At 68.7% G+C, this 26,261-nt stretch carries 18 protein-coding genes; 6 read left to right on the forward strand and 12 right to left on the reverse strand.

The features are described from left to right. Positions 1-27 precede the first annotated feature (27 nt). Entirely contained in the window at positions 28-1,179 is a 1,152-nt protein-coding gene (locus tag BLV57_RS31510; protein ID WP_091294983.1) for an FAD-dependent monooxygenase, read from the forward strand. Here the strand turns inward: BLV57_RS31510 and BLV57_RS31515 are convergent. After that, entirely contained in the window at positions 1,157-3,943 is a 2,787-nt protein-coding gene (locus BLV57_RS31515) for an AfsR/SARP family transcriptional regulator (protein ID WP_091294984.1), read from the reverse strand. The genes BLV57_RS31510 and BLV57_RS31515 overlap by 23 nt on opposite strands. 120 nt (positions 3,944-4,063) lie before the next feature. On the opposite strand from BLV57_RS31515, the gene BLV57_RS31520 reads away from it, so the two are divergent. Beyond that, entirely contained in the window at positions 4,064-5,233 is a 1,170-nt protein-coding gene (locus BLV57_RS31520) for a YncE family protein (RefSeq protein ID WP_091294986.1), read from the forward strand. Positions 5,234-5,304: 71 nt separating this feature from the next. Here the strand turns inward: BLV57_RS31520 and BLV57_RS31525 are convergent, their stop codons facing one another. Together BLV57_RS31525 and BLV57_RS31530 are read right to left on the reverse strand one after the other, a co-directional pair. Then, positions 5,305-7,791, reverse strand: coding sequence for a DNA gyrase/topoisomerase IV subunit A (locus tag BLV57_RS31525; RefSeq protein WP_091294988.1), 2,487 nt, complete (start codon positions 7,789-7,791; stop codon positions 5,305-5,307). A 29-nt stretch (positions 7,792-7,820) separates the two neighbouring features. Next, entirely contained in the window at positions 7,821-9,878 is a 2,058-nt protein-coding gene (locus tag BLV57_RS31530) for a DNA gyrase/topoisomerase IV subunit B (RefSeq protein ID WP_091294990.1), read from the reverse strand. A 162-nt stretch (positions 9,879-10,040) separates the two neighbouring features. Here BLV57_RS31530 and BLV57_RS31535 point away from each other — a divergent pair, with 162 nt between their 5' ends. The 3 genes from BLV57_RS31535 (at position 10,041) to BLV57_RS31545 (ending at position 13,730) form a co-directional block, all read left to right on the forward strand. After that, complete coding sequence (locus BLV57_RS31535) at positions 10,041-10,484, forward strand: DUF2599 domain-containing protein (RefSeq protein ID WP_091294993.1); 444 nt, start codon at positions 10,041-10,043, stop codon at positions 10,482-10,484. A 130-nt stretch (positions 10,485-10,614) separates the two neighbouring features. Continuing rightward, a complete protein-coding gene (locus BLV57_RS31540; protein ID WP_091294996.1) occupies positions 10,615-12,438 on the forward strand; it encodes a glycoside hydrolase family 3 protein in 1,824 nt (607 codons plus the stop codon). A gap of 17 nt (positions 12,439-12,455) precedes the next feature. After that, on the forward strand, positions 12,456-13,730 hold the full coding sequence (locus tag BLV57_RS31545) for a ThuA domain-containing protein (RefSeq protein WP_091294998.1): 1,275 nt from the start codon (positions 12,456-12,458) through the stop codon (positions 13,728-13,730). A gap of 55 nt (positions 13,731-13,785) precedes the next feature. Here BLV57_RS31545 and BLV57_RS31550 read toward each other — a convergent pair whose 3' ends face one another. The 4 genes from BLV57_RS31550 to BLV57_RS31565 all read right to left on the reverse strand — a co-directional run bounded on the left by BLV57_RS31550 (position 13,786) and on the right by BLV57_RS31565 (position 19,159). Further along, positions 13,786-15,096, reverse strand: a complete 1,311-nt coding sequence (locus tag BLV57_RS31550; RefSeq protein ID WP_245757593.1) for a GGDEF domain-containing protein — start codon at positions 15,094-15,096, stop codon at positions 13,786-13,788. 239 nt (positions 15,097-15,335) lie between these two features. Next, positions 15,336-16,517 (reverse strand): MFS transporter, encoded by a 1,182-nt coding sequence (locus tag BLV57_RS31555; RefSeq protein ID WP_091295003.1) that lies wholly within the window; start codon positions 16,515-16,517, stop codon positions 15,336-15,338. 558 nt (positions 16,518-17,075) lie between these two features. Further along, positions 17,076-17,627: an HD domain-containing protein gene (locus BLV57_RS31560; protein WP_091295006.1), complete on the reverse strand. Its 552-nt coding sequence runs from the start codon at positions 17,625-17,627 to the stop codon at positions 17,076-17,078. After that, positions 17,624-19,159: an FUSC family protein gene (locus tag BLV57_RS31565; RefSeq protein WP_091295008.1), complete on the reverse strand. Its 1,536-nt coding sequence runs from the start codon at positions 19,157-19,159 to the stop codon at positions 17,624-17,626. The genes BLV57_RS31560 and BLV57_RS31565 overlap by 4 nt, the downstream gene beginning before the upstream one ends. Positions 19,160-19,180: 21 nt before the next feature. On the opposite strand from BLV57_RS31565, the gene BLV57_RS31570 reads away from it, so the two are divergent. Next, the gene (locus tag BLV57_RS31570) at positions 19,181-19,621 is read left to right on the forward strand and encodes a MarR family winged helix-turn-helix transcriptional regulator (RefSeq protein WP_218134908.1); all 441 of its coding nucleotides are present in this window, start codon (positions 19,181-19,183) and stop codon (positions 19,619-19,621) included. On the opposite strand, the gene BLV57_RS31575 is transcribed toward BLV57_RS31570, so the two are convergent. The 5 genes from BLV57_RS31575 to BLV57_RS31595 all read right to left on the reverse strand — a co-directional run bounded on the left by BLV57_RS31575 (position 19,622) and on the right by BLV57_RS31595 (position 26,059). Continuing rightward, positions 19,622-20,923, reverse strand: a complete 1,302-nt coding sequence (locus BLV57_RS31575) for an MFS transporter (RefSeq protein WP_091295010.1) — start codon at positions 20,921-20,923, stop codon at positions 19,622-19,624. 36 nt (positions 20,924-20,959) lie between these two features. Next, a complete protein-coding gene (locus BLV57_RS31580; protein ID WP_091295012.1) occupies positions 20,960-21,370 on the reverse strand; it encodes a cupin domain-containing protein in 411 nt (136 codons plus the stop codon). Positions 21,371-21,398: 28 nt separating this feature from the next. After that, positions 21,399-23,096, reverse strand: a complete 1,698-nt coding sequence (locus BLV57_RS31585; RefSeq protein WP_091295014.1) for an AMP-binding protein — start codon at positions 23,094-23,096, stop codon at positions 21,399-21,401. A gap of 172 nt (positions 23,097-23,268) precedes the next feature. Further along, positions 23,269-25,176 carry an FAD/NAD(P)-binding protein gene (locus tag BLV57_RS31590; protein WP_091295016.1) on the reverse strand — a complete coding sequence of 636 codons (1,908 nt, stop codon included), beginning with the start codon at positions 25,174-25,176 and terminating at the stop codon, positions 23,269-23,271. 235 nt (positions 25,177-25,411) lie between these two features. Then, positions 25,412-26,059 (reverse strand): hypothetical protein, encoded by a 648-nt coding sequence (locus tag BLV57_RS31595; RefSeq protein ID WP_091295019.1) that lies wholly within the window; start codon positions 26,057-26,059, stop codon positions 25,412-25,414. Positions 26,060-26,261: the final 202 nt, after the last annotated feature.

Raw genomic sequence — 26,261 nt, forward strand, 5'->3', positions numbered from 1 at the left:
TGTCACCACGGGAACAGGGAGAACACCATGAAGAAGCGAGTTCTGATCTCCGGAGCCAGCGTCGCCGGGCCGTCCGTCGCCTACTGGCTGCACCGCTACGGCTTCGAGACCACGGTCGTCGAGCGGGCGCCGGAACTGCGCCCCGGCGGCTCGGCCGTCGACTTCCGCGGCGCGCAGGTCGAGATCCTGCGCCAGATGGGCGTGCTGGACGAGATCAAGGCCCACGAGACCGGGATGGGCGAGGTCACGGTCGTCGACCGCGACGGGCAGCCGCTGGCCAAGATGCCCGGCGAGTTCATGAGCGGCGAGGTCGAGATCATGCGCGGCGACCTGGCCCGCGTGCTCTACGACGCGACCCGCGAGAACACCGAGTACATCTTCGGCGACCGGATCACCGGGCTCACCGAAACGGCCACCGGCGTCGACGTCACCTTCGCCAGTGGCGAGGACCGCACGTTCGACTTCGTGATCGGCGCCGACGGGGCGCACTCCGGCGTTCGTGAGCTGCTCTTCGGGCCGGAGGAGCAGTTCGCCACGCACGGTGGCTGCTATCTGGCCGGCTACAGCGGCACCAACCGGCTCGGGCTGGACCGCACCGGGGTTTGGTACAACGAGCCCGGCCGGGGCGTGATGGTCACCTCCTACGGCGTCGGCTTCGCGTTCGCCTCGGACGTGCTGACCTACGACCGGCAGGACGTCGAGCAGCAGAAGAAGATCGTGCACGAGCGGTTCGTCGACGTCGGCTGGAAGACGCCCGAACTGCTCGAGGACCTGTACGACGCGAACGATCTGTACTTCGCGGCGATCGGCCAGATCCACCTCGACCGCTGGCACCAGGGCCGGGTCGCGCTGGTCGGCGACGCGGCGTGGTCGGCGGGCCCCGGCGGGTCGGGGACGGGCACGGCGATGCTCGGCGCGTACGTGCTCGCCGGTGAGCTGGCCACGCAGGCCGACCACCGCGAGGCGTTCGCCGAGTTCGAGCGGCAGCTGCGGCCGTCGGCGAAGATCGGGCACGGGCAGGCCAAGCGGGCGGGCAGTTTCCTGGCGCCGGGGTCGCGCTCGGCGATCTGGCAGCGCAACCTGATGTGCAAGGTCATGTTCGCCGGTCCGATCGGGGCCTGGTTCAACAAGGTGACCATGCGGTCCTCGGACATCGTCACGCTGAAGAAATACGCGTGAGCTCGGCGACAGCCTCGTCCTCGACGGTCTGGATCCGGCTGGCGTGCGCGAGCGAGGCCGCACGCTCGAAGTGCGCGACCGCCTCGGCGGTGGCGCCTTCGAGCGCGGCGACCCTGCCGAGTTCGAGGAAGATCTGGGTGCGCGCGTTCGCGTTCACCCAGTCCTCGGTGCACTGCGCGAGCGCCCGCTCCTGGAGTTCGCGGGCCTTCTTCAGGTCACCCCGCAACCGCGCCACTTCGCCGAGACCGGACCACGCCACGGCCAGCGTCGCGAGCACACCCGCCCGCTTCGCGTACTCGGCGGACTGTGCGTACGAGGCCTCCGCCTCCTCGGTCCGCCCGGCCCGGAGCAACCGCGCGGCGCCACGCGAAGTGAGGTCGGCGAGCTCTTCGACGGCGTTGAGCTCGCGCATGACGCCGAGCGCTTCGGCGGTCATCGCCAGCGAGCGGGTGTGGTCGCCCGCCGCGTCGGCGAACGCGGCCAGCGCGTCGAGACACTGCGCGAGACCCCACCGTTCGCCGAGGTGCCGGAAAACGGCCAGTCCCTCTTCGACCAGCTGACCCGCCGTGTCGATCTCGCCGCTGGTGAGCCAGGCGACGTACCCGGTGCTGAACTTGAGCACCGCCTGGAACCACGGGTCGGGGTTCTCGGCGAAGGCCTTCCGCATCGGCGAGATCGGCTCGCCCTCGATCGGCGGCCCCTCGAACAGCGCCCACGCGACGACCACGTACGGCTGCCGCAGCGCGCCGATCCGGCTCATGATCTCGCGGGCACGGGCGATGTGCTTTTCGAAGCCACCCGGCCCGCCCGCCACCGAATGCAGCACGCAGAGGACGTACTCCTCTTCGCAGTCCGCAGGCTCGACGAGCTCGATCAGCCGCGCGGTCAGCGGGATGATCTCGGTCCGGGTCCCGCTGAGGTACCAATACCAGGACAACGCGCTGACCAGCGACAACGCCAGCTCGGTATCGTGCTCGACCGCCCAGCGGAGGGTGGCGAAAAAGTTGCCATGCTCGGCTTTGAGCCTGCTCATCCAGTCGAGTTGCTCGGCCCGGCGCAGATGCGGGTCGGCCGCGCGGGCCAGCTCGAGGAAGTACTCGGCGTACGCGCGGTGGACGTTTTCCGTCCGCCGCTCCGCGCAGAAGACCCGGATCGTGTCGAGCATCCGGTACCGCCCGCCGGACGCTTCGACGAACGACTTGTCGACCAGGCTCGCGAGGTCGTCGACCGTGCCGCCGCACACCCGCTCGGCCGCTTCGAGCGTCGCGCCGCCCGCGAAGACGGACAGTTTTTCGGCCAGTGCCCGCTCATCTGGTTCGAGCAGCTCCCAACTCCACTCGACGACCGCGCGCAGCGTCTGGTGGCGGGGCGCCGCGGTCCGGCTGCCGCGGGTGAGCAGCTGGAACCGGTCGTCGAGCCGGGTGGCCACTTCTTGGACCGTCAGCGAGCGCAGCCGCGCGGCCGCCAGCTCGATCGCGAGCGGGAGGCCGTCGAGCGCCTGGCAGATGTGCGCGACGGTCTCGTCGGCGACGAACCCCGGCGACACCGCTCGCGCGCGATCGGTGAACAGCCGGACCGCGGGTTCCGGCGACAGCGGCGGCACCGGCGACAGCACCTCGCCGGTGATCCCGAGCGCCTCCCGGCTGGTGGCCAAAATAGTGACACCCGGGCAGCCGCCCAGGATGACGTGCACGAGCCTGGCCGCATCGGCGACAACGTGCTCGCAGTTGTCGAGCACGAGCAGCAGCTCGCGCCCGGCGAGCGCGGCGAGCAGCCGGCCCTCCACATCTGCCGGACCCGGAGCGGCGAGCAGGCCGGATTCACGCAACCCCAGCGCGGCCATCACGGCCTGCGCGACACCACCGGTCAACGGGGCCAAGTCGACGAAGCAGGCCTCGTAGCTCCGGGCGGCCTCGATCGCGAGCCTGGTCTTTCCGGCGCCACCCGGCCCGAGCAAGGTCACCAGCCGGGAGTCGCGGAGCCGGTCGCCGACCACCCGCAGTTCGTCCTCGCGGCCGACGAAGCTCGTGAACTGCGCGGGCAGCGCGGGGGCTTGACGCTGATCCCCGCGCAGCAGCGCGACGTGCACCGCGGCCAGCTCCGCCGACGGATCGGCGCCCAGTTCCTCGGCCAGCACCCGGCGGATGTCTTCGAATTCGGCCAGTGCCTCGGCCTGCCTGCCCGCCGCGTACAGCGCGCGCATGAGCAGGCCGCGCAAACGTTCGCGCAGCGGGTATTTGACGGTCTCGGCTTTGAGCCCGGCGATGAGCTCGCTCGGGTCGAGGTGCGCTTCGGCGCAGTCTTCGACGGCGGCGATCCGGAGTTCCTCCAGCCGCGTCGCGTGGCCCTCGGCGAAGGGGGCGTCGATGTCGGCCAGCGCCGGGCCGCGCCACAGCGCCAAGGCGTCGCTGAGCAGGGCGGTGGCTTGTTTGTGGTCACCAGCGGCGAGCGCCCGTTTGCCTTCGGCGGCGAGCCTCGTGAAGACATGCGCGTCGACGTCTTCGCGGTCGACGGCGAGCCGATAGCCGGACGGGTGCAGCTCGATCAGGCTCGCGTCGCCAAGCTTTCCTCGGAGCCGCGACACCTGGGACTGCAGCGCGTTCGCGGCGCCGCTCGGCGGCTCCTCGCCGTAGAGCGCGTCGATGAGCCGCTCGGCGCTGACGATCTGGCCCGCGTCGAGCAGCAGCGCCGCGAGCAGCGAGCGCGGACGCGGGCCGCCGACCGGCACCGGCGTCTCGAGCGCCCCCAGAATCCCGAACCTCACGAGGTCGATTCTGTCCTAACCGGATCGGCGTACCTCAGCTGGCGGTAGCGCACACCTTAGTTTAATGCGAATAATATTCGCGTCCCGTACCCCGAGGGGGATTCTCGAAGAGGAGAATCGATGCCGCCGAACCGCATCGTCAGCGCACTGGCCATCACCCTGCTGGGCACCACGCTCGCGGCGCCTGTCTCCCAGGCGGCCGCACTCAAGGACGTCGTGCTCGTCGGCAACGCGCAGTCAGGCACCGTGAGCTTCCTGGATTCGACCACCTTCGCCAACCTCGGCTACGTCAACGTCATCCCCGACCTGCAAGAGCGCCTCAACGCGATGAACCCCGTCGAGCGTGCCGGCTACGAGACGGTCAAAGCCGTCGAAGGCGGCGACCGGTTCGTCGACGACCTCGCGCTCTCCCCCGACGGCCGCAAGCTGTACGTGTCCCGCGGCAACCTCGACGACGTCGCCGCCTTCGACCTCGGCTCCGGCGCCGAGCTCTGGCACACCCGGCTCGAAGGCTTCCACGCCGACCACGCGGCGCTGTCCCCTGACGGCACCCGCTTCGTCGTCTCGGCGACCACCGCGGGCAAGGCGCAGGTGCTCGACACCGCGACCGGCCAGATCACCGGCTCGTTCCAGACCGGCACCTACCCGCACCAGAACGACTTCTCCGCGGACGGCCGCTACATCTACAACTCCAGCATCGGCACCGTGTCGCTGCCCAAGTGGATGGAATGGGCCAAAGGCGACTTCCTGCTGACCAAGGTCGACGCCGCGACCCTGCAGGTGGTCAAGACCTGGCGCTTCCCGCACGGGATCCGGCCGAACCTCGTCGCGCCCGACGGCCACACCTTCTACGCGCAGCTGTCCTATCTCAACGGATTCGTGAAGTACGACCTGAACTCGTCGCAGATCGTGAACACGGTGAACATGCCGTTCTCGCCGGCGGGCGCGGCCCTGAAGCCCGACGACTACCCGAAGAACTCGGCGCACCACGGGCTCGCGCTGTCCGGCGACGGCTCGCGGCTGTGTGACGTCGGCACGATCGACGACTATGTCGCTTTGGTGTCCACCTCGGATTTGAGCACGGCGGCGACGGTCAACTACCCGGTCGGCTCCCTGCCGTACTGGGGCACCACGTCGGCCGACGGCCGCTACTGCTTCGTCTCGCTGAGCAAGCGCAACGAGGTCTCGGTGGTCGACTACGCGACTGGCCAAGAAAAGGCCAGGGTGCAGGTCGGCGTGTTCCCCCAGCGTGAGCGCGCGGCCAAGGTCGACCCGAGCGTCTTGAGGTAGGTAGAACGGGATAAAGCGGGCTTTATATCGGGGAAAAGCACCCCGATATAAAGCCCGCTTTATCCCGTTCGTCAGTCGCGTTCGATGAGGTGACCGACCACGTCCGGCCCCGGGTGCGCGTGACCCGAGCCGTCGCGCCGCATGTCCACCTCGGGCAGCTCCACCGGGTCACCGTTCGACCCGGCGCCCGCCGGCCGCGAGCCGATCCACGCCACCCGCAGCCCGCCTTCGCCCTTGAGGAAACGCTGCGCCCGGACACCGCCGGTCGCGCGGCCCTTCGCCGGGTACTCGCTGAACGGCGTCACCTTCACGCTCATCCCGGTCGACGTGATCACCATCGGCTCGCCGTGCTCTTCGTCGTCCGTGCGGATGGCGCCGAAGAAGACCACGGTCGCGTCACCGCTCAAGTTGATGCCCGCCATGCCGCCGCCCTTGAGGCCCTGCGGCCGGACCAAAGACGCCGCGTACCGCAGCAGCGAAGCCTCCGAGGACACGAAAGCGAGCGTTTCGGACCCGTCGGTGAGCCACGTGGCCCCGACGATCTCGTCGCCGTCCTTGAGACTGATGATCTCGAACTCATCGGAGCGAACGGGCCATTCGGGCGCGCACACCTTGACCACGCCCAGCTTCGTGCCGACCGCGAGACCGGGCGAACCCGCGCCCTGCTCGCCGAGTGGCGCGATGCCGACCACCTTCTCGCCCTTTTCCAACGGGATCAGCTCACGCGCCGCCATGCCGCCGCGCAGCGAAACCGTGCCAGCCTGCTCGGGCAGCACCGGCAACGGCAGCACGTCGGTCTTGAACGCGCGGCCGCGGTTGGTCACCAGCAGCACCTGGCCACGGGCCGTCGAATGCACCACCGCCTGCACGGCGTCGTGCTTCACCCGGCCGTTGCGGCGGCGCGCTTCCGAGGACTCCTCCGACTCGGCCGCGGTCCGCGCGACCAGGCCGGTGGCCGAAAGAATGACCTGGCACGGATCGTCCTCGACCTCCAGCGGGCCGGATGGCTTCGAAGCGGCCAGCACCTCCTTGAGGTCACCGTCGATCAGCGCGGTCCGGCGCTCGGTGGTGAAGTCCTTGGCCACCTTGGCGAGCTCGGCCGAGACGACCTTCTTCAGCACGGACTCGTCGTCGAGGATCTTGGACAGCTCGGCGATCTCCTCGCGCAGCTTGTCCTGCTCGGCCTCGAGCTCGATCTTGTCGTACTTGGTGAGGCGCCGCAGCGGCGTGTCGAGGATGTACGTCGCCTGGATCTCCGACAGCTTGAACGACTTCATCAAGCCGTCCTTCGCGGCCTGCGCGTTCTCGCTGTTGCGGATGAGCCTGATGACCTTGTCGATGTCGAGCAGCGCCCGCAGCAGACCCTCGACCAGGTGCAAACGGTCCTCGCGCTTGCGCTTCTGGTAGCGCGTGCGCCGCGTGACGACCTCGTACCGGTGCGCGAGGAAGACCTCCAGCAGCGCCTTGAGCCCGAGCGTCTGCGGCTGCCCGTCGACGAGCACCAGGTTGTTGATGCCGAACGACTGCTCCAGCGGCGTCAGCCGGTACAGGTCGGCGAGCAGCGCCTGCGGGTTGACACCGACCTTGCACTCGATGACCAGCCGCGTGCCGTTCTCGCGGTCCGTGAGGTCCTTGACGTCCGCGATCCCGGTGAGCCGCTTGGACTTGTTGACCTCATCGGTGATCTTCTCGATGATCTTCTCCGGCCCGACGCCGTACGGCAGCTCGGTGACCGTGATCGCCTGACGGCCGCGGCTTCCTTCCAGCGGCCCGGTCTCGCACTTGGCCCGCATGCGGACTACGCCGCGGCCGGTCTCGTACGCCTTGCGCACCTCGTCCAGCCCGAGCAGCATCCCGCCGGTCGGCAGGTCGGGGCCGGGCACGAACTCCATCAGCTTGTCGAGCGTCGCCGTGGGGTGATGGATCAGCCACCGCGCCGCGGCGACCGTCTCGCCGAGGTTGTGCGGGATCATGTTGGTGGCCATGCCGACCGCGATCCCGGACGTGCCGTTGACGAGCAGGTTGGGGAACGCGGCGGGCAGCACGGTCGGCTCTTGCAGTGAGCCGTCGTAGGTCGGCCGGAAGTCGACGGTCTCCTCGCCGAGTTCCCCCACCAGCGCCATCGCCTCGGCCGACAGCCTGGCCTCGGTGTACCGCGAGGCCGCCGGACCGTCGTCGGGCGAGCCGAAGTTCCCGTGCCCGTCGATCAGCGGCACGTTCAGCGAGAAGTCCTGCGCCATGCGGACCATGGAGTCGTAGATCGCCGAATCACCGTGTGGATGGTATTTGCCCATCACGTCGCCCACGACGCGCGACGACTTCACGTACGCGTGCGTCGGCCGGTACCCCTGCTCGTTCATCGAGAACAGGATGCGGCGGTGCACCGGCTTGAGCCCGTCGCGCGCGTCCGGGAGCGCGCGCGAGTGGATGACCGAGTACGCGTACTCCAGGTAGGAGTCCTCGATCTCCGTCTTCAGCGGGTTCTCGAAGACGTTCGCCCCCGCCTGGTCGAACGCGGACGCGTCGACCTTCGTACTGGGGCCTTTGCGGCGTGCCACTGCGAAACTCCTTGGTAGCTAACGAAAACTCAGGCGTCGATCGCTTCTTGGTCGACCCGGTCCGAAGACTCGACCAGCCAGTTGCGGCGTGGCTCGACCTTCTCGCCCATCAGCAGTTCGAGCGCGGACTCGGCGGCTTCGGCGTCGTCCCAGGTGATCCGCCGGACCGACCGGGTGGCGGGGTTCATCGTGGTCTCCCACAGCTCGTCGGCGTCCATCTCGCCGAGGCCCTTGAACCGCTGCACCGGCTTGACGATCTGCTTGCCCGCCTTCTCCAGCGCGGCGACCGTGGTCTCCATCTCGCGCTGGGTGTAGGTGAACTTCGTCTCCGGGTTGCGGCCCTTGGTGACCACCTTGTGCAGCGGCGGCATCGCGGCGAACAGCCTGCCGTCCTCGATCACCGGCCGCAGGTACTTGGCGAACAGCGTGATCAGCAGCGTCCGGATGTGCGAGCCGTCGACGTCGGCGTCCGCCATCAGGATGACGCGGCCGTAGCGCATGGTCGACATGTCGAACGTGCGGCCGCTGCCCGCGCCCAGCACCTGGACGATCGACGCGATCTCGGCGTTCTTCAGCGTGTCGCCGAGGCTGGCCTTCTGGACGTTCAAGATCTTGCCGCGCAAGGGAAGCAGCGCCTGGTACTCCGACACGCGCGCCATCCGCGCCGAGCCGAGCGCGGAGTCGCCCTCCACGAGGAACAGCTCGCTGCGCGAGATGCCGGTGGTGCGGCAATCGACCAGCTTCGGCGGCATCGCGGCGCCTTCGAGCGCCGTCTTGCGGCGGGCCGCGTCCTTCTGGTGCTTCTGGGTCAGCCGCACGCGGGCGGCGTCGACCACCTTCTGGAGCACGATCTTGGCCTCGGACTTGGTCTTGCGGTCCTCGGTCCACGCCTTGATGTGCTGGTCGACGATGCCCTGGATGACCCGGGTGATGCCGGCCGTGGACAGCTCGTCCTTGGTCTGCGAGGTGAACTGCGGCTCGGGGAGGCGCACGTGGATGACCGCGGTCATGCCCTCGAGCACGTCCTCGATCGTCGGCGGGTCCTCCTTCGGCTTGAGCAGGCCGCGGGTCTTGGAAATGGCTTCCTGGATGGCTTTCGCGGCCGCGCGGTCGAAGCCGCGGCGGTGCGTGCCGCCGTGCACGTTGCGGATGGTGTTGGTGAAGCACTCGATCGTGCGCTCGTAGCCGGTGCCCCAGCGCAGCGCGACCTCGACCTCGGCGCGGCGCTCCACCTTCGACTGCATGACGCCGTTCTCGTCGGCGGCGTTCTCGCGGTAGGTGCCCTCGCCGGTGATCAGCAGGGTGCCCGAGACCGGCTTTTCCCCGTCCGGCGCGAGGAACTCGACCATGTCGGACAGGCCGTGCGGGTAGTGGAAGGTCTCCTCGCCGATCTCGTCCTCGGTGGCGTGCTTGAGCACGTAGGTGACACCGGGCACGAGGAACGCGGTGTTGCGCAGCTTCTGGCGGACGTTCTCGACGTCCAGCGCGGCGCCGTTCTCGAAGTAGCGCGCGTCGTACCAGTACCGGATCGAGGTGCCGGTGCGCTCGCCGCGCTTCATCTTGCCGACGATCTGCAGGCCGGACTGCTTGGTGAACTTCGCCTTCGGGCCCGGCCCGTCGAACACGCCGGGCACGCCCTGCGCGAAGGACATCTGGTGGACCTTGCCGTCGCGCTTGACCGTGATGTCGAAGCGCAGCGACAGCGCGTTGACCGCCGAGGCGCCGACGCCGTGCAGGCCGCCCGAGGTCTTGTACCCGGAGCCGCCGAACTTGCCGCCGGCGTGCAGCCTGGTCAGCACCAGCTCGACGCCGGAGAGGCCGGACTTGGCGTGCACCCCGGTCGGGATGCCGCGGCCGTCGTCGTCCACCTGGACGCTGCCGTCGGCGTGCAGCGTGACCACGACCTTCGACGCGTGGCCAGCCACGCCCTCGTCGGTGGAGTTGTCGACGATCTCGGTGAAGAGGTGGTTGATGCCGCGGCTGTCCGTCGACCCGATGTACATACCGGGCCGCTTCCGAACCGCTTCCAGACCCTCGAGGTGGGTCAGGTCGTCGGCCCCGTAGAGGGTCTCAGCAGAAGCAGTCACAGGGTCGTTTCTCCCAGATAGCGGACAAGCAGCGGCGCCGAACCGGCATCCCACCGATGGAGAGGGTATCCCCGGAGCCCGACAGTTCCGCGCATTGGAGCGTGACCAGCGGGTTCGCGCGGACGGTGGCCGGCACCCGGTCAGTCATTCTACGTTCGGGACATGATCAGATCTCTGACCGTACTCACCGTCACAGTGTCGGCCGTACTGCTAGCGGCGCCCGCGCACGCGGCTACCAGCGATGATGACATCCGGACCGGGCAGGCGGACCGGGCCGTCCTGGCCCGGCTGCAGGCCGCGCCCGACCTGAAGCAGGCCATCATCGATCACACCGAGTGGCTCACCGACCCGAAGGGCCCGCGGCTCGCGGTGTTCCCGACCGAGTACGGCCGGACGAGCGCGCCCGCGTCGGCGTGGGCCTCGGCGTGGAACGAGGTGGTCGCGCTGGCGCCGAGCGCGAACCAGCGGAACATGAAGGACCAGTTCCGCTGCCACTACGACTTCGCGCGGGCCGCCGCGCCGGACAAGCCGAGCTGGAACCTGGAGCAGTGGCGCCCGGACGTCGGGTATCTGGCCACCGTGCTCGCCCAGTGCAACCCTAGCTAGTCCCACTCACCGAAGGCCGCGTTCATGCACGTGAACGCGGCCTTCTTGCTGCTCAAAGGTCTGGACCACGGTTATCTCGTCAGTTAATTTAATACGTGAATTTGACGACGTCGTCGAGGAGGCCCCAGGCATGCGAGTCAGAAGCAAGCTCACCCTCAGCCTGCTGGCAGGCGCGCTGCTACTGGGGTCCCACACCCCGGCGCTCGCCTCCGGCCCCGCGTACCGGAACGCGTGGCTCCCGGTCAGGGTCAGGGTGAACGACCTGCTCTCCCGGATGACGCTCGACGACAAGCTCGGCCAGATGACGCAGCCGGAGCGGCTCGGCATCACCGACCCGGCCGACGTGGCCAAGTACCGGATCGGCTCGCTGCTCTCCGGCGGCAGCTCCCAGCCGTCCCCGAACACCCCGGTGTCCTGGGCCGACATGTACGACGGCTTCCAGAAGACGGCGCTCACCACGCCGCTCGGCATCCCGCTGATCTACGGCGTCGACGCGGTGCACGGGCACAACGGCGTCTACGGCGCGACCGTGTTCCCGCACAACATCGGCCTCGGCGCCACGCGGGACCCGGACCTCGCCGAGCGGATCGGGCACGCCACGGCCGAAGAGGTCGCGGGCACCGGCATCGACTGGAACTTCTCGCCGTGCCTCTGCGTCGCGCGCAACGACCGCTGGGGCCGCACCTATGAGTCGTTCGGCGAGGTGCCGGAGCTGGCCGTGTCGATGAGCTCGATCATCACCGGCATGCAGGGCCGGTCGCTGAAGAGCCCGTCGTCCGTGGTCGCCACCGCCAAGCACTTCATCGGCGATGGCGGCACCACCGGCGGCAAGGACCAGGGCGAGACCACGCTGCCCGAGTCCGAGCTGCGCAAGATCCACCTGCCGCCGTTCAAGGCCGCCGTCGATCGCGGCGTCGGCACGGTGATGATCTCGTACAGCAGCTGGAACGGCGTGAAGATGCACGGCCAGTCGTACCTGATCAACAACGTGCTCAAGGGCGAGCTGGGCTTCAAGGGTTTCGTGATCTCGGACTACAACGGGATCGACCAGATCGACGGCCAGAAGGGCTTCACCCCGGCCGAGGTGACCGCGTCCATCAACGCGGGCATCGACATGGTGATGGTGCCGTTCGAGTTCAAGAAGTTCATCGACACGCTGCGCGGCGAGGTGCAGGCCGGGCACGTCACGATGGCCAGGATCGACGACGCGAACCGCCGCATCCTGACCAAGAAGTTCGAGCTCGGCCTGTTCGAGAAGCCGCTGACCGACCGCAGGCTCACCTCGACCATCGGCAGCAAGGACCACCGCGCGCTCGCCCGCCAGGCCGTGCGCGAGTCGCAGGTGCTGCTTAAGAACGAGCACGGCGTCCTGCCGCTTAACAAGCACGAGAAGGTCTTCGTCGCCGGTAAGAGCGCGAACGACATCGGCAACCAGGCGGGCGGCTGGACCGTCGGCTGGCAGGGCACGAGCGGCCCGGTGACCCCGGGAACCACGATCCTGCAAGGAATGCAGCAGGCCTCGAAGAACGTGACGTTCAGCAAGGACGGCACGGGGATCGACAAGAGCTACGACGTCGCGGTCGCCGTGGTGGGCGAGACGCCGTACGCCGAGGGCAAGGGCGACCGGCCGCAGGGCATGGGCCTCGACCAGACCGATCTCGACACGCTCAAGAAGCTGAAGGACAGCGGCGTGCCGACGGTCGTGGTGCTGGTCTCCGGACGTCCGCTGGACATCGCCGCACAGCTGCCGGACTGGGACGGCCTGGTCGCTTCCTGGCTGCCCGGCACCGAAGGCGACGGCGTGGCCGACGTGCTCTTCGGCGCGTACAACCCGACCGGGAAGCTGCCGGTCACCTGGATGAAGAGCGCGGACCAGCAGCCGATCAACGTCGGCGACGGTCAGACCCCGCTGTTCCCGTTCGGCTATGGGCTCCGCTACCGCAAGCACTTCTGAGCAGGAAGGTCCCCGCCGTGTTCAAGAAAAAGCTAGCGAAGGTATTGGCGTTCTTCGGTGTCTGCGTCGCCTTGGCGGGCACTCCGGCGTACGCCCGTCCCGAAGCGCCCGCGTTCAAGGTGCTCGCGTTCTACAACTACGTCGACGACCAGGCCCACGTCTCGTTCTACAAGGAGGCGAACCCCTGGTTCACGAACCTGGGCAACCAGAACAACTTCAGCTACACCGCCACCACGGACTGGAACCTGCTGAACACCATCACCGCCTCGCAGTACCAGGTGGTCATGTTCCTCGACGACCTGCCGCACACGGCCTCGCAGCGCGCGGGTTTCGAGCGGTACATGCGTAACGGCGGCGGCTGGTTCGGCTTCCACGTCTCGGCGTACAACGAGGATCCGAACAGCTGGGCCTGGTACCACAGCCAGTTCCTGGCGACCGGGCGGTTCCGCAACAACACCTGGGGCCCGACCAAGGCGGTGCTGAAGGTCGACGACCAGACGCACCCGTCGACACTGCGCCTCGGCTCGAAGTTCACCTCCGCGGTGAGCGAGTGGTACAGCTGGAACAACGATCTGCGGACCAACCCGGACATCAGGATCCTGGCCTCGGTCGACCCGTCGAGCTTCCCGCTGGGCACCGACCCCGACCAGAGCTGGTACAGCGGGTACTACCCGATCATGTGGACGAACAAGAACTACAAGATGCTCTACGCCAACTTCGGCCACAACGCGATGAACTACCAGACGAACACCCCGCTCTCGTCGACCTTCGAAAGCGAGACGCAGAACAAGTTCCTGCTCGACGGCCTGCTCTGGCTCGGCGGCGGTGGCTCGGTGCCGCCTGCCGACCCCGACCAGCCGTCACCGTCGGCCTGGTACTCCGTGGTGAACAAGGGCAACGGCAAGTGCGTCGACGCCAAGGCGGCGGGCACGGCCAACGGCACGGTGGTCCAGCAGTACACCTGCAACGCGAGTTTCGCGCAGCAGTACCAGTTCCAGCCGACGAGCGGCGGTTTCACGCGCGTCAACAACCGCAACAACCCCGCACAGGTGATCGACGTGGCCGGAGTGTCCACAGCGGACAACGCGCCGCTGCACCTGTGGGCCTACGGCGGCGGCAACAACCAGCAGTGGCAAGCGGTTCCGGAGGGCGGCGGGTACTTCCACTTCGTCAGCCGGAACACCCCGAAGTGCCTTACGGTGCCGAACGGGTCGACCGCGGACAGCGTCCAGCTGGTGCAGCTGACCTGCAACGGCGGGGCGGCGCAGTCGTTCAAGCTCACCCAGCAGTAGAAAAGGCTCGTGCGCGTTGCGGGCGGTTCTAACCGCCCGCAACGCGCACGACCCTTTATCCCAGCACGACCCGGTCCCGCCCGGAGTTCTTGGCCGCGTAGAGGCCCGTGTCGGCCGCCAGCAGCAGGTCGGTCAGCTCCTCGGCGTTGTCGGGATAGACCGCCGCCCCGATCGACGCGCTGAGCCCGCTGACTGTCGAGGTCGACGGGCCGCCGATGTCAGGCACCTCCACCGACACCGCCGAGATGCCCGCGCGGATCCGCTCCGCCACCGCCAAGGTCTCCTTGCCGCCCGCGCCGGGCAGCAGCACCGCGAACTCCTCGCCGCCGTAGCGGCCGACGAAGTCGTGGCTGCGGACGTGGTCCCTGATGGCCGAAGCCGTCGCGCGGAGCACCTCGTCGCCCGCGAGATGGCCGTAGCGGTCGTTGATGCGCTTGAAATGGTCGAGGTCGATGATCAGCACGCCGACGGTCGACGTGAGCCGCCGCGCGCGCAACAGCTCGCGCTGGCCGACCTCATGCCAGAACGAGACGTCGACGAGGCCGGTCTTCGAGTCGGTGCGCGAGGCCGCTTGCAGCTGCGGCAGCAACAGGCCCAGCTGCAACGCGAGCGGGGTCAGCATCATCACCGGGAGCAGCCACGGCCGGACGGTCATCACCAGCGCGATCCCGCAGCCAAGGCCGACCGCGCCGCCGATCACCAGCACGTCGGAGAGGTTGCCGAGCGCCTGGCGGCCGGGGTTGGCCGGGTTGGTCGCGATGATCATCAGCACGACCATCGCGTAGTTCACGGCGAAGTAGACGATCCCGGCCAGCAGCAGGGTGAGCATGCCGCCGAAACCGTCGATCAGCGGCGGGTAGGGCGCGAAGTGCCCGGCCGTCCCCGCGTGCAGGACGGCGCCGGCCGCGGCGCAGGCCAAGATCACGGTGGCCGCCGAGAAGACCTTGCGGTGCAGCACGGACCGGCGGCGGTACACCCGCACCCACGAATGCGTGTAGCTCACCGCGATGACGACCGCGACCAGCGGCGGCGGCAGGAGCAGCAGCGCCGCGAAGATCCAGATGGACTGCAGATGCATGTGGGGACTGCCGTCCGCGCCGAGCTCGCGGATGCGCTCGATGCCGCGGGCGGCTTCCAGATGCGCGAGTTCCGCGACGAGCAGGAGGCCACACCAAGCTAGAGCACGGGGAGTAATCGGAGCCAGGTTCGCCGTCACCCCGAGGGTGGCTACAGCGGCGATCTCGACTACGAAGAGGTAGCAGAGCACGGGCCGCGTCAGCGACCACAACGGCCAGCGGCGCGGATCGAGACCACTCGGCGGCCTGACCTTGCTGGGCAAGGTGGCCCGAGCACGGGAAAATCCCATGCGGGCGCCCCTTTCTCCCCCGGGGGAACCCGCAATGGTAATCGCGTGCATGCGCAGTGTCATTAGTCCAGGTGGGCGGCCTCGGTGGCCGCCTACATTTCTATGCCGTGGAGGCAGCCATGATCAAGACCTCGTCTTCGCCCCGCACCGGCCGTCCGACCGACTGGGCTCGCCCCACGGATTGGTCACGCTTCTGAGTGGTTCGGAAGGCTCGTGAGTGATTCCACCCGATAGTGCGCTCACGAGCCTTTCCACGCCAGCCCGGCACCCGCGGCGGCGACTACTCCCAGCAACCCCGCGGCCGCCACCACCTGATGCGGTGCGTAACCGTCGGCGGCGACACCCGCCACTACGACGCCCGCCCCCTGCGCGACCCTCAGCGCGGTCACGGCGAGCCCGAACGCCTGCCCGCGCACGTGATCCGGCACCGCCGTGACGAACAACGTCGACGCGGTCAGGTTGTACGCGCTCGCGACGCCGGAACAGCACCACAGCGCGAGCACGGCACCGAGCCCCGGATCGGCCGCGCAGCCCAGCAGCGGTGCGCAGGACGCGATCGCCATCGGCACCATCGACCGCACCCGCACCGCCTCCGGCAGCCGGGCGAGTATCGCCATCCCCACGACATTCCCCACCGCGTAGGACGCCAGCAGCAGCCCGACCGCGACCGCCCCGCCGCCGAGTTCGGCCGCGTACGGCGCCGCGACCGCCTCACCCGCGATGTAAAAGCCCGAAACACACGCGAGCGCGACCAGCGCGCGCAACCGGCGATCACGCCACACCAGCGCCAAGCCGCCGAGTACCCGGCCGCGCCAGCGCAGTCCCGACGACGCCGGGCGATGCCGTAGTCCCCCGGCGATCAGCGCCGCCGACGCGGCGAACGTGACCGCATCGACCAGCAAGGCGCCGTCGGGATCGAGCCACGCGACGAGCACGCCTCCCGTGGCGAACCCGAGCACCTGCGCGGCCTGGGTGGTCATCGCGAAGACCGCGGTGCCCGCGACGAACCGCTCGCCGGACAGCACCTGCGGCAGCACCGCCGCGCGGGCCGCCGCCCACGGCGTGTTCGCCAGCTGCACGATCACCAGCAGCGCGCCGACGACCACCAGCGAAGCGCCCGGCACGGCCATGAACGCGACCAGCGCCATCCGCACCAGATCCGCGGCCACCATGACCGAGCGGCGCGGATAGCGGTCGGCCAATCCGGACAGTAAGGGCCCGCCGAGCAGATCCGGCACCAGCGTGACCGCATAGGCGAGCGCCGCCCAGCCCGCCGACGCGGTCCGGTCGAACACGAGCACCGCGAGCGCCACCCGCGCCAGCTGGTCCCCCGCGACGGAAACGAGCTGTGCGGCGAACAACGCCCGGAATTCGGCGACCGCGAACACTTCCCGGAATCGCGCGCCGCCGTGGGTGACCATCGCCGCTCCGGCCTGTCGAGGGGCTTTCCACCAGTAACACCGGCGCGAATCCCCGCCCGCAATCAGCCATCCAGGGCCCGCGCGGCCGAATTCCGTCACGTGCTGACACCGGGACTCCGCCAGTCGTGTTTCCCGGAGCGCATGGAGTCGTGAGTGTTGCGGCCGGTTCTGGCCGACCCGTATTTGGTCACCTACGGCGGAATTCGCGGAGCTGCCTGGTGCGAGGGGAAGGTTTGCTGCGTTAGATGCAGCAAACCTTCCCCTCGCACACCCGATCACACCTCACAAGCCGAAATACGCCCCACTATGTACCTTTTGCCGGTCTCGCTGGCGAAACAAGGGTGGCCCTTGTCACGCTGGAGGTAACAAGGGCCACCCTTGTCACCTCCAGCACAAACTCCGACAGCCCAGCCCTCGCCGTGCATGCTACGAACGGGACTTTTGTCACCGTGAGCGCGACAAAAGCCCCGTTCGTGCGGATCCCGACGAGCACAACCCGCGCAGATCACCAAATGCGGCCGGTTCTAACCGGCCTAAACACTCACGACCCCCGTCAGTTCAGACGGGGTGTTCTGCTTGATAAGCGAGCCTGCGGTCGGCGGTCGCGGCGAGACGGTCGAGCAGGTCGTCGAGTTCCATGAAGACCTGCCACTTCTCCCGCCCGCCTGCCGTGGCGATGCGATTCACGATCAGCTGTTCGAGATCGGGGACCCGTTTGGCTTTCCAGATTTTGTCGGCCAGGCTGACCACGAGATCCTCCAGCCGGATGTCCGAAGAGTTCCACGACGCGTGCGTCCGCGCGAAACGCGCGTAGTCCTCTTGGACTCCCTGTGCGAGCAAAAGTTCGTACCCGGCCTGCTCGTGTTCGGAACCGGGCCCGGACAGTTCCGCGCGATGCACGATCTTGCCGATGTCGTGGGTGGCCGCGCCGAACAACGCCGCCGCCCGGTCGAACGGCAACACGGGATACAGCCACTCCACCAGTTCACAGGCCACGTCGTGCACCAGCCGCAGATGCGCGACCAGCCGGGGCGGGGCGTCGAGGGTTTCCAGCAGTCGAGTTGCCTGATCCGGCAAAGGCCGCAGCTTCACCGCGTCCAAGGTACTCAAGACGGCACGGTCTCGCGGACGGGAACGAACACCTCCGCCAGCTCGCCCAGCGCGGCGTCGATGTCCACAAGGGACGAAGCCGCTTTGGACCGGACCGCGGTCTCAACGGGCGTATACGCGGGACCGGGCTGGCGGCCGATCGCCCGGCGGAGCGCGGTCACGTTCGCGGACACCTGCGCGCGCAGCTGCGTCAGCTCGGGGTCGGTGCGGAGCTCGGGGCGGGCCTCCTGGCACTTGACGAGCACGCGCACCGGGCGGACGCACTGCCGCACGGCGTCGATCGCGTCGGCGTGCCGGGCCTTGCCGCGCAGGCGCATGGCCAGCGCTCGCTGGGCCTCCAACGGACCCGCGAGCTGACGTACCAGGCCGACGCTTGTGTCGAACCGGGCTTGGCGGCGCGCGAGTTCTTCGGCGTCGAACCAGTCCGGCGGACCCAGGAACTGGGACAGCCGTTCCAGCGCGTCGGCGACGCGGCGGCGGAGGACCTGGTTCGTCTTGACCGGGAGGATCAGCCAGGACGCGGTGATGCCCAGTGCGCTGCCGATGAGGATCTCGATGAGCCTGGTCCGCAGCAGGTCGGTGCCGGTCTCGCCGTAGTACCCGTACAGCAGGGAAAGCACGGAGGTCACGCACACCGCCCAGTACGCGTAGCTGCGCGTCCGCAACCAGGTCGCCAGCGCGAGGACCGCGAAGATGATCACGATCGACATCGGGTCGTCGCGGCCCATCAGGCCGGCGATCTCCGTCGCGACCACGGTGCCGAGCGCGGCGCCCAGCGCACGCAGCAATCCTTTGTGGATGACATCGCCGCGGCCACGCGCGCCACTGCACACGATGAACGCCGTCAGGACCACCCAGGTCCAATGGCCGGCGTAAAAGACCCGGCCGATCACGAACGCGGCCGTCAGCGCGGCCGACATCTGTAGCGCCATCCGGGTGCTCGCCGGGATCCGGGAGGCGGACTTGGCGGACGGGGCGTCCGAACGCCAGGGCAGCGCGCGCACCCGTTCGACGAAGCCGAGCCGTCCGGCGATCATCAGGGTCGCGGTGACCCAGCCGCACGCGATCAGCGCGAACAACGCGACCCACAGGCTGTGGTCGTCGGAGCGGGCGGACGGTCCCGGCAGGACCAGGATCGACACCAGCGGCAGGACCGTGAGCGACCCGATCTTGGTCGCCCGCGCGCCGAACCGGCGGATCGCGATCGACGCGGCGACTACGGCCACGAAAAGGACATCGGCGGTGACGTGGTCGCCGGCGAACAGGGAGTTCAGCTCGTTCGTGCCCGCCGCGACCGCGGGCACCACGACGAAGGCGAGAGCGAGGTTCCAGTAGTCCGCGCCGCGCAGCGTGCGCGCCAGGGTCATGGCCAGCACGACCGCTTGGATGACCACGTCGACCCGCAGGTCCGCCGCGTGCTCCACGAGCAGCGCCGACCCGTAGGTGGCGAGCACCGCCACCATGGCGACCGTCATCGCCCGCAGCTCGCGCAAGCCGGGGTCGAGCTGGGTGACCCACCGAGCTGCCTTCATAGTAAGTGATATCTTAGCGATATGACCGACGACGAGCAACGCAGACACCTCGATGCGGCAGCCGGGCTCCGCCAGGGCGCGATGCGGCTGACGCGGCGCATGCGTGCCGTGCGCTCCCCCGGCGCGCTCAGCGGGAACAAGCTGGGCGTGCTGAGTCACCTGTTCAGGCAGGGCCCGTCGACGGCCAGCGAGGTGGTCGCGGCCGAGCATCAGCAACCTCAGTCGCTGACCAGGGTTTTCGCGGAACTCGAGGCAGACGGGCTGATCAGCCGCGAGCGCGATGAGCGCGACCGGCGGCAGCACATCCTGGTGCTGACCGGCCAGGGCCGCGCCGCGCTCACCCGGGACGTGGGTGAGCGCGACGCGTGGCTCGCTTCAGCGATGGCCGGTTTGTCGGAGACGGAACGGGAGGTGCTCTACCTGGCGGGCAAGCTGATGGATCAGCTCGCAGATACTAACTAGTCACTTACTTTCTCGGGGCACCAAGACCGCCGCGATGACCGCGGGCACCGCGCCGATCAGGACCATCGTGACCGCCCAGGAACCGGAGAAGTCCAGCACCACCGGGATCAGCACCGGCGTGATGAACGCGCCGGCGAAGACCATGGTGTTCTCCAGGCCGAGTGCGGTCCCGCTGCGCTCGGCGCCGGCGATCTCCGCGATCTCGGCGTAGGCGATGCCGTGCCAGCCGCAGGCGAAGACGCCCGAGACGCACAGCAGGGAGACCGAAACCGGTGCCGGGGCGTCCGAAGCGACCGCCACACCGACGAACCCGATCGCGGTGATCCAGCTCATCCACTTGATCACCGTGCGGCGCAGGCGGCCGTCGCGGCGGTCCGTCCAGCGGCCACCCCAGACCCGGCTGACCGCGCCGAGCACCTGGACGGCGACCAGCAGCCCGGCGATCGCGCCGATGCCGACGCCCTTGGCGGTGTGCAGGTAGATCCCGGCGAAGGTGAGCACCACGAACTGCGGGCAGGTCAGCAGGCCCGACGCGATCGCGACGCGCCAGACGTTCCACACGCGCAGCGGGCTGGGCACCGTCGAAACCCGCTTCTGTCCCTTGATCTTCGGCGCGGCCTTGGCGACCGGCGGCTCGTCCAGCCAGAAGTAGATCGCCGCGGTCGCGGCCAGCGAGATCACCGTCAGGAAGACGAACACGCCGCGGAAGCCGTAGTTCATCGCCAGGAACGGCAGCGCCGCCGCGCCGATCGCGCCGCCGACGGGCACGGCGGTCACCCGGACGCTGATCGCGAACCCGCGCTCACGCTTGCTGAACCAGGCCATGATCGCGCGGCCGCTGGCGCCGTTGACACTGCCGCCGAGCGCGCCCGCGACGAGCAACCCCAAGGACAGCAGTGCGATGGTCGGAATCTGACCACCGGCAGGCACCAGGAAAGCCGAGATCAATCCCAGCACGACGGTCAACCCGACCATGCCGGCGACCAGCACCTTGCGCTCGCCGATGCGGTCGGAGACGATGCCCCACACCACGTCGCTGACGGCGATGCCGAGCGACATGAACGACAGCACCAGGCCGAGCTGGCCGGTGGTCAGCTGGTAGGCGGTCTGCATGAGCGGCCCGGCGACCGGGATGCCCTGGAAGGCGACCGAAAACGCCGCCTGCGCGCCGAAACCGATCGCGAGCACCGCCCAGCGGTAATTCGGCCCGTGCGTTTTCTGGCGCTTCAGTGCGGTTTCGGTCGGTGTGGTCACCGGGGTCTGGTGGATCGCCGTCGCGGTCCGTTCGAGCATACTGGTCATGACGAGGTCTCCAAGAAGGTAGTGGCGGGGATTCGGTCAGGCGAAGGCGGCGAACAGTTCTTCCTTCTCGGCGGCGGTGAGCGGGCGGGTGCCCTTCTCACGGACGACCAGCGCGACGCAGCCGTTCGGGCTGGACACCTGGTGGATGCTCGTGGGGTCTTCGAGGATCAGCGTTCCCGGCGGGTAGACGTCGCCGTTGCTGTTGTGCAGCTCGCCTTCCAGCACCAGCAGCAGCTCGAAACCCAGGTGCTCGTGCAGGTCTCCGTGCGAGCCGGGCGCGAAGCGGCCGATGTAGGCCTCGGCCTTGGTCTCGCCGGTCTGCTCCCCGGTGTAGAGCCATTCGACGTCGACGCCGCTGCGGCCCGCCTGGTTGTAAGTCGTCCAGTTGATGCTGCCGTCGTGCAGGCCCTTGCCGAAGACATCGCGGTAGATGGTGACGTTGTGCATGGCGGTTTCTCCTTGAAAGTAAGTGGTTTCAGCCCATGCCCGGCGCGCCGAGCGCGACCAGGTCGAACAAGTCCTGCGCCAGGTACTCACCGTCCACAACGGACTCCCTGGCGTCCTCCTGCTTCCTCAGCTCGGCCCGGCGGATCTTGCCGGAGGTGGTCTTCGGCAGTGGCCCGAACTCGAGCCGCCTGATCCACTGATGTGGTGCCAATTGGTCCTGCACGTGCGCGAGGATCGACCGAGCCGTCGACTCGGACGGCTCGGCACCGGCCGCGAGGGTCACGAAAGCCTTCGGCACGACCAAACCGACCACATCCGGGCTCGGCACGACGGCCGCTTCGGCGACCTCGTCGTGTTCCAGCAGCACGCTTTCCAGCTCGAACGGCGAGACGCGGTAGTCGTAGGACTTGAACACGTCGTCCGCCCGGCCCACATAGGTGAGGTAGCCGTCCGCGTCGCGGCTGGCGATGTCACCCGTGTGGTAGTAGCCGCCTCCGAAGGTTTCGGCGTTCTTCTCGGGGTTTCCGAGGTAGCCGCTCATCACGCCGACCGGCCGCGGGTCGAGCTTGACGCAGATCTCGCCCTCGTCGGCGGGCTGCCCGGTAATCGGGTCGATCAGCACGATCTCGTAGCCGGGCAACGGTTTCCCCATCGAACCGGGACGGACGGGCAAGCCGGCGGTGTTGCCGATCTGCGCGGTCGTCTCGGTCTGGCCGAACGCGTCGCGCACGGTGATCCCCCACGCCTGGCGGACGTGCTCGATCACCTCGGGGTTCAGCGGCTCGCCGACGCTGCCCGCCTCCCGCAACCGGACCGGCCATTGCCGCAGGTCCTGCTGGATCAGCAGGCGCCACACGGTCGGCGGCGCGCAGAACGTGGTCGCGCCGTGTTCGACGAGCGCGTCCAGCACCACCTGTGCCGAACCCGTCGGGTTGGCGACCGAAAGCACCGTCGCCTCGGCGTTGAACGGGACGAAAAAGCTGCTCCAGGCGTGCTTAGCCCAGCCGGGCGCCGAGATGTTGAGGTGCACGTCGCCGGGCTGGACGCCGTTCCAGTACATTCCGGACAGATGCCCGACGGGGTAGCTGGTGTGGTTGTGCTGCGCGAGTTTCGGCTTCGATGTCGTCCCGGACGTGAAGTAGAGGAACAACTCCTGGTCCGCGGGAGTCGGTCCGTCCGGGACGAACTCGGGCGACGCGTGCGCGGCGTCCGCGTAGTCCAGCCAGCCGTCGACCGGCGGCCCGACCACGATCTTCGTGAGATCGGCCTGGGCGAAAGCGCCGGTGAGCGCGGCCGTGGTGATCACGTGGGACACCGCGCCGCGCTCGAGCCGGTCGGCCAGATCGGCGGGGCCGATCGTGGTGTAGGTCGGGATGACGACCGCGCCGAGTTTCATCGCGGCCAGCAGGGTTTCCCAGACCGCGGCCTGGTTGTCGAGCATCAGCAGCACCCGGTTGCCGCGGTCGACACCCTGCTCGCGCAACCAGTTGGCGACGCGGCTGGACCGGCGCGAAAGCTCCTCGTAGGTCACCGAAGTGACCGAAGCGCCATCGACGATCCGGAGCGCGTCGCGGGTGTTGCCCTGTGCGATGGCGTCGAACCAGTCGAGCGCCCAGTTGAATTCGTCGAACTCGGGCCAGCGGAACCGCTCGTAGGCCGCGTCGTGGTCTTCGCGCAGCTCCAGCAGCAGATCGCGGGCAGCACGAAACCGATCGGTTTTGCTCATGATTCTCCTTGAGGTCGGGTTTCTCGGATCAGGCACGCGATAGCCGCGCCCAGGTCGTCCCTGGCGGCACCGCGACATCACCCGAGTACAACCCGGTACGAGGGCGATGCCACGGCACCGCCAGGAACAACCTGGATCACGACTCTCACGCACCAGATCCGAGAAACACGACCTAGGCGGCAAGCGCGGACGTGACCACCCGCGCCTCGGCGAGCGCGTCGGCGGCGATGGCGTCGGCATCGGCGTGGAACCCGGACAGCGGTCCCGGCCTGCCGTTGCCGATCTGGGTGAACCAGCGGACGTTCTCGGTGGGGATGCCGATCGCGTAGAGATCGGGATCAGGACGGCCGGTGCCGTCGATCACCAGGAACGGCGCTGGCGTGACGGCCAGGCCGCCGGTGGCGAAATCGCCGTTGAGGTACTCGCTGATCACGCCGTCGGCGAGCAGCTGACGGGTCAGCGGCGCCGAGTCGAGGTCGAGCGCGGGGCGCGGGATCCGGCCGTCGATGAGCGTGCTCACCAGCCGCCGCGAGCCTTCGACCTGCGACGAGTGCAGCGCGAACCGGCCGGAGCCGGGATCGGTCCGGACCTCGGTGGCCGGACCGACCACGGTCAGCACCCCGGCGCGCAGCAGCGCGCACGCCTGGGAAACCCGCACGGCCGGTGGACCGGCCGACACCATCGTGTTGATGGGGTTGAAGAACCCGAGGAAGTCGTCGCGATGCGACTCCGGCAGCAGGCCGCCGAAGTCGACGGCCGAGCGCAGGAATCCGCGGGTGTCACGCAAGATGTCGAGCGCGGCCTTGAGCGGACCGTCCATATTGCCCTGTTCGGCGTGGGCGACGTCAGCGTCGAGCAGCGCGAGCAACCGGTCGTGGTACTCGCCGGGCGAGGCGAAGACCTCACCCTTGAACGGCCGCGCCATGCCGAGCATGTCGATCGGCGGGAGGTTTTCGAGCCCGAACTCGACCAGCAGGTCACGGACCGCGCCCGGGTTCTCGCGGGCGATCGTGAGATGGCGCTTGGCGAACTCGCGCTCGGCCAGCTGCCCCTTCATCCGTTTGAGATGCGTCCGGTAGTAGACGTGCTCGACTTCCAGCTGCAGCAAGGGGAACAGGTCGGTGAGAAAGTCCAGCTGCGCGGACCCCCTGGTCCGTTCGGCCGTGTAGCGCGCCGCGGTCAGTGCCAGGTCGGTGACGAACCGCGGGCGGTACCGGTAGCTCGGCGCCTTCTGGTTCCGTCCGCGTGCCAGCATCGGCAGCCCGCTGCGGGAGCCGGCGGCGATGGCCGGTTCGTGACCACTCGGCCGGTAGCGCAGCAAACCGCCTTCGGTGACGAACTCGCCGCCGCGGCCATGGGTGAGCGCGGCGAGCACGTCGTAGAAGGTCAGGCCGAGCCCGATGACACCGACCGGTTCACCGGGCCGGATGCCTTCGAGGTTCATCTCGGCCGCGGAATCGCCGCGCAGGTACGTGGCGCCGGGGTGGTCCTCGGCGAACCGGAGGAACTCGTCGTCACAGCCGTTCGGCACCACCTTGGGATGCCCGGTGGCGAGCACGACCTTGTCGGCGACGATCGACTTGTCCTCGGTCGTCAGCCGTTTCCGGCCGCCGGCCTGGTCGATCCTGGTCACCTGCGCGCTGATCGGGATGACCTCGACGCCGCGCGGCGCGGTGGCAACCAGTGTGTCGAACACGCTGGTCAGGTACTGGCCGAAGACCGGGCGGGGCGCGTAGTCGCAGGGGCCGAGCGCGGAAAGCCTGCTGTCGGGGTGCCGGGTCAGCCACTGGTGCAGTGACGGCCCGGCGCCGGCTCTCGGTGGTCCGCCATCCGGTTCGCCAGAATAGAGACTGACCTCGCCGGTGACCGTGTTCATGGCGAACCAGTCCGGCTGCGAGCTGCGCCAGACCCGGCCTGCGCCGTGCTCGCCGGGATCGATGGTCCAGATCCGGACGGCCGACGCGGCGGGTTCCTCGGTCAGCCGCACGAGCATGCGCTCCAGCACGGACAGTCCTCGTGGACCCATGCCGACGATCGCCACATCGACCCCGGACCCGGAATGCCGCTCGCTCTCGGACATAGTTCACCCCTCATAGGTAAAGGCACATAACTGGGGAATTCGCGGAATGCTCAACCAGTGGGAACGTTTTCCGCTTTGGGCATGGTTCTGCCGTGCCGAAAGCGTGACATGGCGCTGAGATCGCTGTCAACCCCGGTTTTCGTTGCGCCCCAACGGTTTTCGCGCGCACGCAAAAGGGGCCTCCAGCGCGTGTGCACGCGCGGGAGGCCCCTTTTGGGCCGCCTTCAGGGGAGCGTCAGGCGGCGTGAGAGGAAACGCTGAGGTTCTGCTGGGCTCGCTCGATGCGACGGCCCAGTAGAAGCCATTGGTCGGGTCGCACGGTGTGTCCCGCTTCGCAGCCGACCTGGTCCGGCGACCATTCGCCGTCACCCTTGATCGTCGCGTGCACGGTGCGGTCGCAGTCCTGCTCGGCGCACGGGCCGAGGTCGAGCCGCATCTCGTTGCTGGGCTCGAGCACGCCGCGGGCGGCGCCGGCCAGGTCGTTGATCTCCTCGACGAAGTCCCCGGCCGCGGGGTGCGCCATCAGCGCGTCGAAGTGGACCATGAGGAACCCGGCGAGCTTGCGGACCTGGCGGTGGTAGCCGGGTGCCACGCCGAGCTCGTCGACGACCAGCTTCGCCCAGGCGCCGAGCACCTCGACCATCTCGGCCCGGATGTTGACGGCGGGCTCGTTGAGGGAGATCCCGTTCGGCCGCCAGCCACTGATCCGTTCGCGCATCCCGGTGCGGCTGAGCGTCAGAGTGCGCTCGAGCTCGTCATAGAGCCGCGGCAACCCGACGAGCTCGGTGCCCGCCTTGTCACTGCAGGCCATGCAGATGCGGTGCCCCGGCACGGACGCGTTCTGGCAGTCAAGTGCGTCGCAAGGATTCTCCGTCGTGGTCATGGTTCCAACCTCCAGGTGTGGCGCTGTGGTGGTGGCGCTTGCCGTTTCGATGGGAGAACTGTCGCCGGGGCCGCTATTCGATCTCTATGCATCGCCTATCCGCCGTCGGCGCCCGGACCGATAGCCGACCGAAAGGGGACCGATGGGCCGCGGCTGTCTAGTGGGTTCCAGCAGGGAGGACCTGCGAAAACCACTCAGACGG

This window comes from Amycolatopsis xylanica, assembly GCF_900107045.1.
Lineage (GTDB): Bacteria > Actinomycetota > Actinomycetes > Mycobacteriales > Pseudonocardiaceae > Amycolatopsis > Amycolatopsis xylanica.

Coding starts and splice junctions, on each gene's coding strand:
- BLV57_RS31510 (WP_091294983.1), top strand. CDS start 28: ATGAAGAAGCGAGTTCTGATCTCCGGAGCCAGCGTCGCCGGGCCGTCC.
- BLV57_RS31520 (WP_091294986.1), top strand. CDS start 4,064: ATGCCGCCGAACCGCATCGTCAGCGCACTGGCCATCACCCTGCTGGGC.
- BLV57_RS31535 (WP_091294993.1), top strand. CDS start 10,041: ATGATCAGATCTCTGACCGTACTCACCGTCACAGTGTCGGCCGTACTG.
- BLV57_RS31540 (WP_091294996.1), top strand. CDS start 10,615: ATGCGAGTCAGAAGCAAGCTCACCCTCAGCCTGCTGGCAGGCGCGCTG.
- BLV57_RS31550 (WP_245757593.1), bottom strand. CDS start 15,096: ATGGGATTTTCCCGTGCTCGGGCCACCTTGCCCAGCAAGGTCAGGCCG.
- BLV57_RS31555 (WP_091295003.1), bottom strand. CDS start 16,517: ATGGTCACCCACGGCGGCGCGCGATTCCGGGAAGTGTTCGCGGTCGCC.
- BLV57_RS31565 (WP_091295008.1), bottom strand. CDS start 19,159: ATGAAGGCAGCTCGGTGGGTCACCCAGCTCGACCCCGGCTTGCGCGAG.
- BLV57_RS31570 (WP_218134908.1), top strand. CDS start 19,181: ATGACCGACGACGAGCAACGCAGACACCTCGATGCGGCAGCCGGGCTC.
- BLV57_RS31575 (WP_091295010.1), bottom strand. CDS start 20,923: ATGACCAGTATGCTCGAACGGACCGCGACGGCGATCCACCAGACCCCG.
- BLV57_RS31580 (WP_091295012.1), bottom strand. CDS start 21,370: ATGCACAACGTCACCATCTACCGCGATGTCTTCGGCAAGGGCCTGCAC.
- BLV57_RS31585 (WP_091295014.1), bottom strand. CDS start 23,096: ATGAGCAAAACCGATCGGTTTCGTGCTGCCCGCGATCTGCTGCTGGAG.
- BLV57_RS31590 (WP_091295016.1), bottom strand. CDS start 25,176: ATGTCCGAGAGCGAGCGGCATTCCGGGTCCGGGGTCGATGTGGCGATC.
- BLV57_RS31595 (WP_091295019.1), bottom strand. CDS start 26,059: ATGACCACGACGGAGAATCCTTGCGACGCACTTGACTGCCAGAACGCG.